Annotated in this window: 10 protein-coding genes; 2 read left to right on the forward strand and 8 right to left on the reverse strand. The window is 65.4% G+C overall.

What is annotated here, in order from left to right:
• Positions 1–38 precede the first annotated feature (38 nt).
• A complete protein-coding gene (locus AYJ54_RS19175) occupies positions 39–1,055 on the reverse strand; it encodes a flagellar motor protein MotA (RefSeq protein ID WP_082905745.1) in 1,017 nt (338 codons plus the stop codon).
• A 743-nt stretch (positions 1,056–1,798) separates the two neighbouring features.
• Between AYJ54_RS19175 and AYJ54_RS19180 the strand changes: the two genes are divergently transcribed.
• Both AYJ54_RS19180 and AYJ54_RS19185 read left to right on the forward strand, forming a co-directional pair.
• The gene (locus AYJ54_RS19180) at positions 1,799–2,992 is read left to right on the forward strand and encodes an efflux RND transporter periplasmic adaptor subunit (RefSeq protein WP_136623803.1); all 1,194 of its coding nucleotides are present in this window, start codon (positions 1,799–1,801) and stop codon (positions 2,990–2,992) included.
• A 6-nt stretch (positions 2,993–2,998) separates the two neighbouring features.
• Complete coding sequence (locus AYJ54_RS19185; RefSeq protein ID WP_063701097.1) at positions 2,999–6,160, forward strand: multidrug efflux RND transporter permease subunit; 3,162 nt, start codon at positions 2,999–3,001, stop codon at positions 6,158–6,160.
• A gap of 382 nt (positions 6,161–6,542) precedes the next feature.
• Here the strand turns inward: AYJ54_RS19185 and AYJ54_RS19190 are convergent, their stop codons facing one another.
• The 7 genes from AYJ54_RS19190 to gap form a co-directional block, all read right to left on the reverse strand.
• A complete protein-coding gene (locus AYJ54_RS19190) occupies positions 6,543–7,331 on the reverse strand; it encodes an inositol monophosphatase family protein (RefSeq protein WP_063701099.1) in 789 nt (262 codons plus the stop codon).
• Between the two features lie 100 nt (positions 7,332–7,431).
• Entirely contained in the window at positions 7,432–8,526 is a 1,095-nt protein-coding gene (locus AYJ54_RS19195) for a tetratricopeptide repeat protein (protein WP_063701101.1), read from the reverse strand.
• A 9-nt stretch (positions 8,527–8,535) separates the two neighbouring features.
• Positions 8,536–9,210 (reverse strand): thiamine phosphate synthase, encoded by a 675-nt coding sequence (locus AYJ54_RS19200; protein ID WP_063701103.1) that lies wholly within the window; start codon positions 9,208–9,210, stop codon positions 8,536–8,538.
• 2 nt (positions 9,211–9,212) lie between these two features.
• Positions 9,213–10,238, reverse strand: a complete 1,026-nt coding sequence (locus AYJ54_RS19205; protein ID WP_063701105.1) for a class I fructose-bisphosphate aldolase — start codon at positions 10,236–10,238, stop codon at positions 9,213–9,215.
• A gap of 242 nt (positions 10,239–10,480) precedes the next feature.
• Entirely contained in the window at positions 10,481–11,548 is a 1,068-nt protein-coding gene (fba, locus tag AYJ54_RS19210) for a class II fructose-bisphosphate aldolase (RefSeq protein ID WP_063701107.1), read from the reverse strand.
• Positions 11,549–11,603: 55 nt separating this feature from the next.
• A complete protein-coding gene (locus AYJ54_RS19215; protein ID WP_063701109.1) occupies positions 11,604–12,800 on the reverse strand; it encodes a phosphoglycerate kinase in 1,197 nt (398 codons plus the stop codon).
• Between the two features lie 140 nt (positions 12,801–12,940).
• Positions 12,941–13,948, reverse strand: a complete 1,008-nt coding sequence (gap, locus tag AYJ54_RS19220; protein ID WP_063701110.1) for a type I glyceraldehyde-3-phosphate dehydrogenase — start codon at positions 13,946–13,948, stop codon at positions 12,941–12,943.
• Between the last annotated feature and the right edge of the window lie 75 nt (positions 13,949–14,023).

A 14,023-nucleotide genomic window follows, 5' to 3' on the forward strand; every position in this document is an offset into this window, starting at 1 on the left:
TCATTGCATGCTGCGTCGTGTCCGGGGCGCGAGAGCGCCTAACTCTTCTCCGGCTGGCGCGCGATGCGTTCCAGCAGGCGCCGGATCTCGCGGTTCTGCTCGCCCTGACCGTCGGCCCATTCGCGGATCATCTGCTGCTCGGTCCGCATATGTGAGACCAGCGCCTGGATGGCCTCGGCAAGGCTTGCCATCGCCGCCGTCGTGCCGCGGCTGGCGTTGCCTTCCTCCAGCACGGAGCGGAGCCGCTCGACGGCGGCCTGGAGCTCGCCGCTGGCAACGCCGCCGCCGGCCGCGACGGTCACCTCGCCGCGGCCGTATTCGCGCACGGTGGTGGCGAGCCAATCCTCGAGATCGGTGTAGAAGCGGTTCTGCGCCTGGCTCGATTGCAGGTCGAGAAAGCCGAGGATCAGCGAGCCGGCGAGGCCGAACAGCGAGCTTGAGAACGAGATGCCCATGCCGCCAAGTGGGGCGGCGAGGCCTTCCTTCAGCGTGTCGAACAGCGCGCCGGCATCGCCGCCGACCTTCAGGCCGCCAATAATCGCGCCAACCGAGCCGACCGTCTCGATCAGGCCCCAGAAGGTGCCAAGCAGGCCGAGGAAGACCAGCAGCCCCGTCAGGTAGCGGGAGATATCCCGGGCTTCGTCGAGGCGGGTCGCGATCGAGTCCAGCAGATGGCGCATGGTCTGCTGCGTGATCGTCATGCGTCCGCTCCGCTCGCCGCCGAGGATCGCCGCCATCGGCGCCAGCAACCGCGGATGGCCGCTCGGCACCAGCCCCGGGTCGGCAATCCGGAAGCCGTTGACCCACCTCACTTCGGGGTAGAGCCGGATGACCTGCCGGAAGGAGAGAATGATGCCGATGAGAAGGACCGCTCCGATCAGCGCGTTGAGGCCCGGATTGAAGAAAAAGGCATTCGTTATCTGCTTGTAGAGCACCACGGAGATCAGAGTGCAGAGCACAAGGAAGACCAGCATCCGAACGAGAAACACGCTGGGCGACGACAGTTTGGTGAGTTCGATGTCCATGTGAGGCGAGGTGCCTGACGGCGTGCGCATAGCCGATGTCATCCGTTACGAAAGCCTGAGCGGCCCGCACTATGGCACAGCGCGAGCCCAAAAAAAGCGGGAAGGGACCGATTTCGGCGCGGGACAGGGAACCTAAGGCTGAAACCGGGCTTTTGAAGCTTACCTATTTTGTAAAACTTCGACCTTCCACAGGCTCAAGTCGGATTTTTTGCATGGTGACGTATCTCGGGGGACTGGCCGTCATCGCGCTCTCGCTCGCGGTTCTGATGGCGTTTGCCCGGGTTGCGCAGCAGCCGTCAGCCTAGTTGGTCCGGGGAGCGCCCTTGCCTCCACAGGCCGGATGATGCTGCGGCCGATCGCCGAGCACAGGGATGCCCGCAATCCAAGCATTGCGAGGTGCCTATCATCCTCTTCGCACAGGTTCTCGTCCTAACCGCAAATAGTCGTCCTGCTACAAGTCAGTGCGACCACCTCGCAGGAGGCGGAGGAAGAGGCGCTGCGGCAGACGGTCGAGCATGCCGGATGAAGGCCACCGACTGATTGCGATGTTCTGTCGCAGCACGCGATGATGGAACTCGACTCACAATCCGGTGAATCCCGAAAAGCGGTCTGAACTCAGCACGATAGGTCATGTGACATTGAGCCGCCCGCGCAACGCGTTGCGTCGCAGCAACTCCATTCTATTTTGACCTCGGTCAGCCGTGCGGAATCGCTTTGATTGGTTTCGTGCGGAGCGTGATTCAGTTTCAACAAGCTTCGGGGCACTTTTCTCCATGTCAGGACTTCGTGCGCGATCGGCATGCGTTGCAATGATGCTCGCGGCCTTTGCGCCGCTGCTTGCGGGCTGTGACGAGTCCAGCTCAGCCGTCTCCGCCGCCCCACCCGCCGATCCCGATGTCAGCATCGTCGTCGTCAAGCCGCAGCCGCGGGCCGTGGTGCGCGAACTGCCCGGCCGGATCGCGCCGACGCGCGTCGCCGAGGTGCGGCCGCGCGTGTCCGGCATCGTGGTCGAACGTCTGTTCCGCCAGGGCAGCGAGGTGAAGGCGGAAGATCCACTCTACCGTATCGATCCGCGTCCGTTCGAGGTCGAGGTAATGGCCAACGAAGCGGCGCTCGCCAAGGCCGAGGCCGCACTGGCGCAGGCCCGGCAGCAGGCGCACCGCATCGCCACGCTGACCAGCCAGCGCGCCGCTCCCGAAGCCGAGAACGAGAAGGCGATCGCGGCCGAGCGGCAGGCGCATGCCGAGGTCGAGGGCCGCAAGGCCGAGCTCGCGCGCGCCAAGCTCAATCTCGACTACGCGACCGTGCGCGCGCCGATCGATGGCGTGGTTGGCGCGGCGCTGGTCAGCGAGGGCGCACTTGTGGTCCAGAACGAGACCAATCTCGCCACCGTCCAGCAGCTCGATCCGATCTATGCCGACTTCACCCAGTCGGTGACCGAGCTGAACCAGCTCCGCCGCGCCTTCGAGAGCGGCGACCTCGAGCGCATCGCGCCCGATGCCGCCAAGGTGCGCCTCGTGCTCGACGACAACACGACCTATTCGCTCGATGGCAAGCTGCTGTTCTCCGACGCCAAGGTCGACACCCATACCGGGCAGGTGACCTTGCGCGGCGAGTTCCGCAATCCCAAGCACGAGCTATTGCCGGGCATGTATGTCCGCGTCCGCATCGACCAGGGCCTCGACTCCGACGCGATCGCGGTGCCGCAGCAGGCGATCCAGCGCAATGGTGGCGGCGGCAGCGAGGTGTTCGTCGTCAAGGACGACAACCGCATCGCGGTGCAGCCGGTCCGCACCGGCTCCGTGCAGGACGGCGTCTGGTTCGTCACCGACGGCCTGAAGGCCGGCGACAAGGTCGTGGTCGAAGGCTTCCAGAAGTTCGCGGCCGGCGACAAGGTCAAGCCGCAATCCTGGTCGGAAGCGGATGCGACCGCGGACAACCGGCACGCTCAGCAGGTCACGCGGTAACACGCCATGCCGAGTTTCTTCATCGACAGGCCGATCTTCGCCTGGGTCGTCGCGCTGTTCATCTGTCTGATCGGCGCGATCTCGGTCCCGCTGCTGCCGATCGCGCAATATCCAATCATCGCGCCGCCCTCGATCTCGATCTCGACCAGCTATCCCGGCGCCTCGCCCGAAAATCTCTACAACAGCGTCACGCGCCTGATCGAGGAGGAGCTCAACGGCGCTTCCGGCATCCTCAACTTCGAATCCACCAGCGACTCGCTCGGCCAGGTCGAGATCATCGCCAATTTCGTGCCGGGCACCGATACCAGCGCGGCCTCCGTCGAGGTGCAGAACCGCATCAAGCGCGTCGAAGCGCGTCTGCCGCGCGCGGTGATCCAGCAGGGCATCCTGATCGAGGAAGCCTCGAGCGCGGTGCTCCAGATCATCACGCTGAACTCGACCGACGGCAGCCTGGATGAGGTCGGTCTCGGCGACTTCATGATCCGCAACGTGCTCGGCGAGATCCGCCGCATTCCCGGCGTCGGCCGGGCCACGCTCTATTCGACCGAGCGAAGTCTTCGCGTGTGGGTCGATCCGGCAAAGCTCGTCGGCTATGGGCTCACCGCCGACGACGTCAACAAGGCGATCGCCGCACAGAACGCGCAGGTCGCCTCCGGCAGCATCGGCGCCGAGCCGTCGACGGGGAGCCAGCGCACCTCCGCACTGGTGCTGGTCAAGGGCCAGCTGTCCTCGCCGGATGAATTCGGCTCCATCATCCTGCGTGCCAATCTGGACGGTTCGACCGTGCGGCTGCGCGACGTCGCGCGGATCGAGGTCGGCGGCCTCAGCTACCAGTTCAACACCCGCCTGAACGGAAAGCCGACCGCCGGTCTCTCCGTGCTGATGTCACCGACCGGCAATGCGCTGGCGACCGCCAGCGCAGTCGAAGAGAAGATGAAGGAGCTGTCGCGCTTCTTCCCGGCCAACATCTCCTACGAGATCCCCTACAACATCACCCCCGTGGTCGAGGCCTCGATCAAGAAGGTGCTCTCGACGCTGGTCGAAGCCGTGGTGCTGGTGTTCGTGGTGATGTTTTTGTTTCTTCAGAACATCCGCTACACCATCATTCCGACCATCGTGGTGCCGGTGGCGCTCTTGGGCGCCTGTACCACGCTGCTGCTCGCCGGCTACTCCATCAACATGCTCTCGATGTTCGGCATGGTGCTCGCGGTCGGCATCCTCGTCGACGATGCCATCGTCGTGGTCGAGAACGTCGAACGCATCATGGCCGAGGAAGGCCTGCCGCCGAAGGAGGCGACACGCAAGGCGATGTCGCAGATCACCGGCGCCATCATCGGCATCACGCTGGTGCTGATGGCGGTGTTCGTGCCGATGGCGTTCTTCCCGGGCTCGGTCGGCATCATCTACCGCCAGTTCTCCGTCACCATGGTCGCCGCGATCGGCTTCTCGGCGTTCCTCGCACTGTCGCTGACGCCGGCGCTGTGCGCGACGCTGCTCAAGCCCGTCGCCGCCGGTCACGGCCACGCCAAGAAGGGCGTGTTCGGCTGGTTCAACCGCATGCTCGAAGGCGGCAAGGAAGGCTACTCCCGCACCGTCGGCTTCTCGCTGAAGCGCACGGGACGGTTGATGCTGGTCTATGTCGCGCTGCTCGCCGGCCTGTCCTGGGCCTTCGTCAACCTGCCCGGCGGCTTCCTGCCGGTCGACGACCAGGGCTTTGTCACCACCGACGTGCAGACGCCGTCCGATTCGTCCTATGCCCGCACCGAGGCCGTGATCGAGAAGGTCGAGAAATATCTGGCACAGCGGCCGGGCGTCGACGACGTCACCTTCCTCACCGGCTTCAGCTTCTCCGGCCAGGGCATGAACACCGCACAGGCCTTCATCACGCTGAAGGACTGGTCGGAACGCGGACCGAAGGATTCGGCGGCCGCGATCGTCGCCGACATCAACCGCGATTTGTCGTCTTCAATCCGTGACGCAAAAATCTCCGCGCTGCAGCCGCCGCCGATCGACAATCTCGGCAACTCCTCGGGCTTCTCGTTCCGCCTCCAGGACCGCGGCCAGAAGGGCTATCCGGCGCTGATGCGCGCCGCCGACCAGTTGATCGCGGAGGCGAATGCGAGCCCGGTGCTTCAGAAGGCGTACATCGAAGGCCTGCCCGAGGCGGGCGTCGTCAATCTCGTGATCGACCGCGAGAAGGCCGGCGCCTTCGGCGTCACCTTCGAGGACATCAACAACACGATTTCGACCAATCTCGGATCGAACTACATCAACGACTTCCCGAATCGCGGCCGCATGCAGCGCGTCGTGGTGCAGGCCGATGCCCGCGATCGCATGAAGACCGAGGACATCCTCAACTACAACGTCAAGAACAGCCGCGGCCAGCTGGTGCCGTTCTCCTCCTTCGCCACCGTCGAATGGGCGCGCGGTCCGACCCAGATCGCCGGCTTCAACTACTATCCCGCCGTGCGCATCTCGGGCGAGGCAAAGCCCGGCTTCACCTCGGGCGATGCGATCGCCGAGATGGAGAAGCTTGCCGGCCGGCTGCCGCGCGGCTTCGGCTATGAATGGACCGGACAGTCGCTCCAGGAGAAGCTGTCGGGCTCGCAAGCGCCGTTCCTGCTGGCGCTGTCGGTGTTCGTCGTGTTCCTGTGTCTTGCCGCCCTCTACGAGAGCTGGACCATTCCGCTCGCGGTGCTGCTCACCGTGCCGCTCGGCGTCACCGGCGCGGTGATCGCCGCGATGCTGCGCGGCCTGCCCAACGACGTCTACTTCACCGTCGGCCTGATCACCATCATCGGCCTTGCTGCGAAGGACGCGATCCTGATCATCGAGTTCGCCAAGGATCTGCGCAAAGAAGGCAAGCCGCTGCTGGAAGCCACCATCGAGGCCTGCCGCCTGCGCTTCCGCCCGATCCTGATGACAGGCCTCGCCTTCATCTGCGGCGTGCTGCCGATGGCGATCGCGCATGGCGCCGGCGGCGCCAGCCAGCAATCGCTCGGCACCGTCGTGATGGGCGGCATGATCGCCGTCGTGATTCTCGCGCTGCTGATGGTGCCGGTGTTCTTCGTCTCCGTGCAGCGCGTGCTGGCGGGGGACCTGGAGCCGGAGGCGGCGAAGACGGAAGCTGAGGTTTACGGCCCGCCGGCGCCGGCGCGGCCAAGATAATCCCCTTAGTCATTCCGGGGCGCGCGAAGCGCGAACCCGGAATCCATGGCGCCACCATCGACGCGGATGAATGGATTCCGGGCCCGCGCCAAAGAGGCGCGTCCCGGAATGACGAGTGGGGAAAGTGCCCGCTTACTTTGTCAGAAGCCTTAAAGTCTTCACCAGCTCCTCATGCATGTCGGCCGAGGTGCTATCATTCGAGGCACTGCGGCACCGCCTGCACCGGCAGGGTCGACGGGGCGGGAGGGCTGTAGTCCGCGGCAAAGCAAGTAGTGCCGCCGCGCGCCGGCAGCAGTGGCTCGATGCGCCAGGGGAAGAGCGCGAGGGCCATAGCGGACCAAACGGCTACGGCGACAATTGCGGCCGTGCGTATCACTTCCTGCTATCGCTTCCGCAAGATCTTCACCAGCTCCCCGTGCACGAACTCGTTGCCGCATACGACGTGCCCGGTCGTCAGCGGATCACCGGGCGTGTCGATGTCGCTCACGGTGCCGCCTGCTTCCCTCACCATGATCTGGCCGGCGGCGATGTCCCAGGATTGCAGGTTGCGCTCCCAGTAGCCATCGAGGCGACCGGCGGCGACGAAGGCGAGGTCGAGCGAGGCGGCGCCGAAGCGGCGCAGCCCTGCGACGCGGTCCTGGATCGCGGTCATCTCGCGGCGGAATTCCTCGTGGTCGCCGCGGCCGATATGGGGCAGGCCGCAGGCCACCACGCATTCGTTGAGCTGGCGGCGGCCGGCGACGCGCAGGCGCTGGTCGTTGAGGAAGGCGCCCTTGCCGCGCTCGGCGATGTAGAGTTCGTCATTGGCGGGATTGTAGATCACGCCGGCGATGACCGTGCCCTCGCGCGCGAGCCCGATCGAGATCGCGAACTGTGGGATGCCGTGCAGGAAGTTGGTGGTGCCGTCGAGGGGATCGACGATCCAGGTGTGGCTTTTGTCGGTGCCCTCGCGCGTGCCGCCTTCCTCGCCGATGAAGCCGTAGCCGGGCCGCGCCTTGGCGAGATCCTGGTAGAGGATCTCCTCGGCGCGCTTGTCGGCGAGCGAGACGAAATTCGCCGGCCCCTTCAGCGAGACCTGGAGATGCTCGATCTCGCCGAGATCGCGCTTGAGGCTGCGGCCGGCGCGGCGCGCCGCCTTGACCATGACATTGATAGTGGCGGAATACAGCATGAGTTCCGGTCTTGATCGGGAGAGAGACGGCGCGGAACAGCGCCCATTTGAGGGAATTGGGTGCCCTGCGAGGGGCTTTGCGTCAAGTCATTGCGTCAAGTCATTTGGTCCCGAGCCATTTCTTGGCGGCGGCCTCCGCCTTGGCCCGGTCGTCGGCGGGCAAGTCGCCCAGTTGCTTGTCGAGCTCCGGATCGCCCTTGCCGCCGGTCTTTGCGACGAGGTGCCATTTGAAGCCCTCGACCTTGTCCACCGGCGCACCAATGCCGTTGATCAGCACCCAGGCCAGCCGGTTTTGCGCGATGGCGCTGTTCTGGCGCGCCGCCTTGCGGAGTAATGCGACAGCCGCCGGCTGGTTCTTGGGCGTGCCGGTGCCGTTGAACATTGCAATGGCATATTCGACCTCGGCATCGACATTGTCGGCGAGCGAGGCCGCCTGGAGCAGGCGCACCGCCTTGTCGGGGTCCTTCGGCACGCCGGTGCCTTCCTTGTAGAAGGTCGCGAGCGCGTATTGCGCCTCGGGAAGGCCGGCGTCGGCCGCCTGGCGGAGCAGCTCGGCCGAGCGCTGGACGTCCTGCGGCAGGGTCTGTCCATCCAGATAAAGCAGCGCGAGATTATAGGCGGCCTTGGGCTCGCCGAGCTTGGCGGCGGACGCCATCAGCTTGACCGCCTCGCCCTTGTCGACCGGGCCGCCGCGGCCGGCGATGCGCATCATCGCGAGCGCGAGCATCGCCTCGCGGTCGCCGGCATCGGAGGCGCGCTTGTACCACTCCGCCGCCTTGGCGTAGTCGCGCTTGATGCCCATGGCGTTGGAATAGAGCTCGCCCAGCATCGTCATCGCCTTGGGATCGCCGGCCTGGGCGCGCGCGGTGGCGAGCTCGAAGGCGGTCTTGTACTGGCCGCGCTGATAGGCGCCGAACACCAGATCGACATTTGAATTGTCGGTCTTGGGCGCGGGGATCACGGTGGCGGCCGGAGGCGGGCTCGGCGAGGTCGACGGTGACGGCTTTGGCGCAGGCGCCGCCTCCTTCTTCTTGGTGATCATGTGCGGCTTCGTCGCCGGTTTTTCCTTGGGCTTTTCCGTCGGCTTTGCGGGCGAGGGGCTCGGCGTCGCGGCCGGCGGAGTGATCTGGAGCTGCGCGGCCGCGGGCGCCGTCAGAGCCAACGTGACCAGAAGGGTGATGCGTGGGAGCTTCATGGTGTGCCGCTAGCCGTGCCCCTGGCTCGCGGGCGCAGCCGTATAGGCCTTCTTGATCGCCGCGTCGGCCTCGATCAGCGCGGCCTTGGGTCCACGCGGATCGCCCCAGATGAGATCGCCGACCAGGACGAAATCGGCTCCGCTCGCCGCGAAGTCATGGGCTTCGGCGAACGACGTGGCAAAGCCGACGCAGGGCGGCTCGAACAGTTCGGCCCACCAGTCGAGCCGTTCGGCGATAGCCTGGGATGACGGCCGCTGGCCGTCCGCGTCCGGCTCGCCGAACAGCACGTAGTCCGCGCCCAACTCGCCCGCACTCATGGAATCGTGCCGTGTTGCAAGCCCCCCGACGCCGGCGATCCGATCGGGTTTGAGCGACGGCATCGCCTCTTCCAGCACCGCGATGCCGGAGAGGTGCGCGCCGTCGGCGCCGCCGCGCGCGACCAGCTCGGCATGGCCGTCGACGAGCAGCGCCGCGCCCGTGTTCTGCACGACCGGCGCCAAGGCCTTGATCCGCGAGATCATGCTGCGCTGGTCGGTCTCCTTCAGCCGCACCAGCACGGCTGCGACGTCGGCGGATGCGAGCAGCCCGGGCAACTCGGCCAGGAGTGAAGCGGGATCATCGACGAGCGGCGTCGCGAGATAGAGGCGCGGCGCCGGGCGCGGCGGAGGCGATTTGTTCGACAAGTCTAGGCCGCCTTCTTTTCCAGGCTGCTCGCCCATTCGCCCTTGGCGGCAAGGCCATTCATCCGCGCGCGATGGCTGAATGCGCGTTGGCCGGCCGCGACGTTCTCGGCCTTGCCCGACCAGGCCTTCTGCGGCGCGGCCTGGAGCGCGCGGCCGTAGGAGAAGGTCAGGCCCCATGGCAGCGGGCCGAGCTTGTGCATGGCGTTGAGATGCGCGGTTGCCTCTTCATCCGACTGGCCGCCGGAGAGGAAGGCGATGCCGGGCACCGCTGCCGGCACGCAGGCCTTTAGCATCCGCACCGTCTTTTCCGCGACTTCCTCGACGGACGCCTTCTTTGGCGACTTCTTGCCGGCGACCGCCATGTTCGGCTTAAGCACCATGCCCTCGAGCGCGACGCGCTGTACGCGCAATTCCTGGAAGGTCTTGTTGAGAACGCGCTGGGTCACATCAAAGCAGCGGTCGATGTCGTGACCACCGTCCATCAGCACTTCCGGCTCGACGATCGGCACGATCTGCGCGGCCTGGCACAGCGCGGCATAGCGCGCCAGCGCGTGGGCGTTGACGCTGATCGCGGTAATCGAGGGAATGCCGCTGCCGATGTCGATCACCGCGCGCCATTTGGCAAAACGTGCGCCGCGCTCGTAGTATTTCTTCAGGCGCTCGGCGAGCTTGTCGAGCCCGACCGTGACGAGCTCGCCCGGGCACATCGGCAAGGCCTGCGTGCCCTCGTCGACCTTGATGCCGGGGATGGCGCCGCTCTCCTCGATCAGCTTGATCAGCGGCATGCCGTCCTTGGCGTCCTGCCAGATCGTCTCGTCATAAAGAATCACGCCGGAGATGTACTGGCTCATGGCCTCCTTCGACCGAAACAGCATCTCGCGATAGTCGCGCCGGTTGGCCTCGGTCGACTCCACGCCGATCGCGTCAAAGCGCTTCTTGATGGTGCCGGACGATTCGTCGGCGGCGAGGATGCCCTTGCCGGGGGCGACCATGGCGGTCGCGGTACTGTTGAGCTCAGTCAGATTCATCGAGAGGTCCTCCCAAAACGATTCTGCCCTTGCCTGTGAAAATAGACCGTTCTCGGGCAATTGCCGAGTTAACGTTCGTCGCAGGGTAAGGGGGGAGGGATCGTAACGTTGCCAAACGGCGTCATTCCGGGATGCGCCGAAAGGCGCAGGCCCGGAATCCATAACCCCAGGCTGTGATTATGGATTCCGGGCTCGCCGCTGCGCGGCGCCCCCGGGATGACGAGGAGAGGGAGTTAGCTGGCTTACGCCACCTTCGGGTCCAGCTCGCCCTTGGCGTAGCGCTTGGCCATCTCGGCGGTGGTCAGGACCTTCTTGATCTTGGAGGCCTGACCGGCGGTATTGAACTCCTGGAGCCGCTGCTTGCACAGCTTGGTCATCGCTTCCATCGCGGGCTTCAGATACTTGCGGGGATCGAACTCTTCCGGATGGTCCTTGAGGACCTTCCGGATCTGGCCGGTCATCGCCATGCGGTTGTCGGTGTCGATGTTGATCTTGCGCACGCCGTTCTTGATGCCGCGCTGGATCTCGGGCACCGGCACGCCCCAGGTCGGCTTCATCTTGCCGCCATACGCGTTGATGATGTCCTGGAGGTCCTGCGGCACCGACGACGAACCATGCATCACAAGATGCGTGTTCGGCAGCTTGCGGTGGATCTCCTCGATCACGTTCATTGCGAGGATATCGCCGTCCGGCTTGCGCGTGAACTTGTAGGCGCCGTGGGAAGTGCCCATCGCGATCGCGAGCGCGTCGACCTTGGTCTCCTGGACGAACTTCACCGCCTCGTCCGGATTGGTCAGGAGCTGGTCATGCGACAGCTTGCCTTCGGCGCCGTGGCCATCTTCCTTGTCGCCCATGCCGGTCTCGAGCGAGCCGAGCACGCCGAGCTCACCCTCGACCGAGATGCCGCCGAGATGGGCCATGTCGGTCACGGTCTTGGTGACGCCGACATTGTAGCCCCAGTCGCCGGGGGTCTTGCCGTCGGCCTTCAGCGAGCCGTCCATCATGACGGAGGTGAAGCCGGCCTGGATCGCGGTCATGCAGGTGGCGGGCTCGTTGCCGTGGTCGAGATGCACGCAGACCGGGATGTGCGGATAGATCTCGGTCACCGCGTCCATCATGTGCTTGAGCATGACGTCGTTGGCGTAGGAGCGCGCGCCGCGCGAGGCCTGGATGATGACGGGCGCGTCGGTCTGGTTGGCCGCGTCCATGATCGCCAGCGCCTGCTCCATGTTGTTGATATTGAAGGCCGGTACGCCGTAATCGTTCTCCGCCGCATGGTCGAGCAACTGACGCAACGTGATCCGAGCCATCTGTCTTTTTCTCCCGTTTGGGCCTGCAGGGCCGCTAACTACTTGCCGACTTGACTTACTTGACGCGCAGAACCTCGACGCCGGGCAGGGGCTTGCCTTCCATCCATTCAAGAAATGCGCCACCGGCGGTTGAAACATAGGTGAAATCAGAGCCGACGCCGGCCTGGTTGAGGGCCGCGACGGTGTCGCCGCCGCCCGCGATCGAGATCAGCTTCTTGGCCTTGGTGCGCTCGGCGGCGTGCCTCGCGGCAGCGACCGTGCCGCGATCGAACGGTTGCAGTTCGAAAGCGCCGAGCGGGCCGTTCCAGACCAGCGTTGCCGCATCGTCGATCGCGGCATGGATGCGTGCAATCGACTGCGGGCCGACGTCGAGGATCATGCCGTCGGCCGGGATCGCATCGAGCCCATAGGCATGCGAGGGCGCATTGGCGGCGAAATGATAGGCGACGGTGGCATCCACCGGCAGGATGATGGCGCAGTTCGCGGCCTCCGCCTTCTCCATGATGCGCACCGCGGTGGCGCCGAGATCCTTCTCGGCCAGCGACTTGCCGATCGCGACGCCCTGCGCGTGCAGGAAGGTGTTGGCCATGCCGCCACCGATGACGAGCGCGTCGACCTTGTTGACGAGGTTTTCGAGCAGGTCGATCTTGGTCGATACCTTGGCGCCGCCGATGATCGCGATGACGGGCTTGGTCGGCGCTTCCAGCGCCTTCTCCAGCGCATCGAGCTCGGCCTGCATGGTGCGGCCGGCATAGGCGGACAGCTTGTGGCCGAGGCCTTCGGTCGAGGCGTGGGCGCGGTGCGCGGCCGAGAACGCGTCGTTGACCCAGATGTCACCGAGCTTGGCGAGCTCCGCGACGAACGCGGGATCGTTCTTTTCCTCTTCCTTGTGGAAGCGGGTGTTTTCCAGGCACAGGATGTCGCCATCCTTCAACGCCGCCACGGCCGTGGCCGCGGGCTCGCCGATGCAGTCATCGGCGAAGGCGACGGGCTTCTTCACGACGTTCGACAGCGCTTCAGTGACGGGCTTGAGCGACTCCTTGGGATCGCGTCCCTTGGGCCGGCCGAAATGTGCGAGCAGGATGACCTTGCCGCCCTTGTCCGAGATTTCGGTGATGGTCGGCGCGACGCGCTCGAGCCTCGTTGCGTCGGTGACGCGCCCGTTGTCCATGGGCACGTTGAGATCGACGCGCAGCAGCACGCGCTTGCCCTTCACGTCGACGTCGTCGAGGGTGCGGAATGTTTTGGTCATCTTCGGCTCTCTTGTCCCGGGCGCACTGCGGCGCGAAGTGCCGCTGTGCTGAACCGGGACCTACACTGGTGAGATGGGTCCCGGCTCCGCGAAGCAGCGCAAGCGCGCTGCTCCGCGTCCGGGACACGAGACCTTGACGATTAGAGCACCTTGCTCATCGCAACGGCGGTGTCCGCCATGCGGTTCGAGAAGCCCCACTCGTTGTCGTACCAGGACATCACGCGCACCAGCGTGCCGTTCTGCACCTTGGTCTGGTCCTCGTGGAACGTGGAGGAGTGCGGGTCGTGGTTGAAGTCGATCGAGACGTTCGGCGCGGTGGTGTAGCCGAGAATGCCCTTGAGCTGCTGCTCGGACGCGCGCTTCATCGCCGCGTTGACTTCCTTGGCGTCAGTGGCGCGCTTGGCGACGATCTTGAGGTCGACGACCGAGACGTTCGGGGTCGGGACGCGGATCGCGACACCATCGAGCTTGCCCTTGAGTTCGGGGAGCACGAGGCCGATCGCCTTGGCTGCACCGGTCGAGGTCGGGATCATCGACATCGCCGCGGCGCGGCCGCGGTAGAGATCCTTGTGCAGCGTGTCCAGCGTCGGCTGGTCGCCAGTGTAGGCGTGGATCGTCGTCATGAAACCGGTCTCGATGCCGACGAGGTCGTTCAGCACCTTCGCGACCGGCGCGAGACAATTGGTGGTGCAGGAGCCGTTGGAGACGACCAGGTGATTCTTGGTCAGCGTGTCGTGATTGACGCCGTAGACGATGGTGGCATCGGCGCCGTCGGCGGGCGCGGAGACCAGCACGCGCTTCGCGCCGGCGGTGAGATGCGCGGCGGCCTTGTCCTTCGCGGTGAAGATGCCGGTGCATTCCAGCGCGATGTCGACGCCGAGATCCTTCCAGGGCAGCTTCGAGGGATCGCGCTCGGCGGTCACCTTGATCTTGCCGCTGCCGAGGTTGATCGAGTCGCCATCGACGGTGACAGTGCCGGGGAAGCGGCCGTGAACGGAATCGAAGCGGAGCAGATGGGCGTTGGTCTCGACCGGGCCGAGATCGTTGATGCCGACCACCTCGATGTCCTTGCGGCCCGACTCCGCGATAGCCCGCAGGACGTTGCGGCCGATGCGGCCAAAACCGTTAATTCCGACGCGGACTGCCATGTTTCGTCTCCTTATGACCGTTCAATGACGTTTGTCATCCCGCACGACGCACGTAGCGCGCCGACGAGGGTTTTT

It is taken from the genome of Bradyrhizobium centrolobii (genome assembly GCF_001641635.1).
Lineage (GTDB): Bacteria > Pseudomonadota > Alphaproteobacteria > Rhizobiales > Xanthobacteraceae > Bradyrhizobium > Bradyrhizobium centrolobii.

What these genes read in the sequence shown, in the direction of transcription:
- AYJ54_RS19175 (WP_082905745.1), bottom strand. Translation starts at nt 1,055, where the DNA reads ATGCGCACGCCGTCAGGCACCTCGCCTCACATGGACATCGAACTCACC.
- AYJ54_RS19215 (WP_063701109.1), bottom strand. Translation starts at nt 12,800, where the DNA reads ATGACCAAAACATTCCGCACCCTCGACGACGTCGACGTGAAGGGCAAG.
- AYJ54_RS19180 (WP_136623803.1), top strand. Translation starts at nt 1,799, where the DNA reads ATGTCAGGACTTCGTGCGCGATCGGCATGCGTTGCAATGATGCTCGCG.
- fba (WP_063701107.1), bottom strand. Translation starts at nt 11,548, where the DNA reads ATGGCTCGGATCACGTTGCGTCAGTTGCTCGACCATGCGGCGGAGAAC.
- AYJ54_RS19195 (WP_063701101.1), bottom strand. Translation starts at nt 8,526, where the DNA reads ATGAAGCTCCCACGCATCACCCTTCTGGTCACGTTGGCTCTGACGGCG.
- AYJ54_RS19185 (WP_063701097.1), top strand. Translation starts at nt 2,999, where the DNA reads ATGCCGAGTTTCTTCATCGACAGGCCGATCTTCGCCTGGGTCGTCGCG.
- gap (WP_063701110.1), bottom strand. Translation starts at nt 13,948, where the DNA reads ATGGCAGTCCGCGTCGGAATTAACGGTTTTGGCCGCATCGGCCGCAAC.
- AYJ54_RS19190 (WP_063701099.1), bottom strand. Translation starts at nt 7,331, where the DNA reads ATGCTGTATTCCGCCACTATCAATGTCATGGTCAAGGCGGCGCGCCGC.
- AYJ54_RS19205 (WP_063701105.1), bottom strand. Translation starts at nt 10,238, where the DNA reads ATGAATCTGACTGAGCTCAACAGTACCGCGACCGCCATGGTCGCCCCC.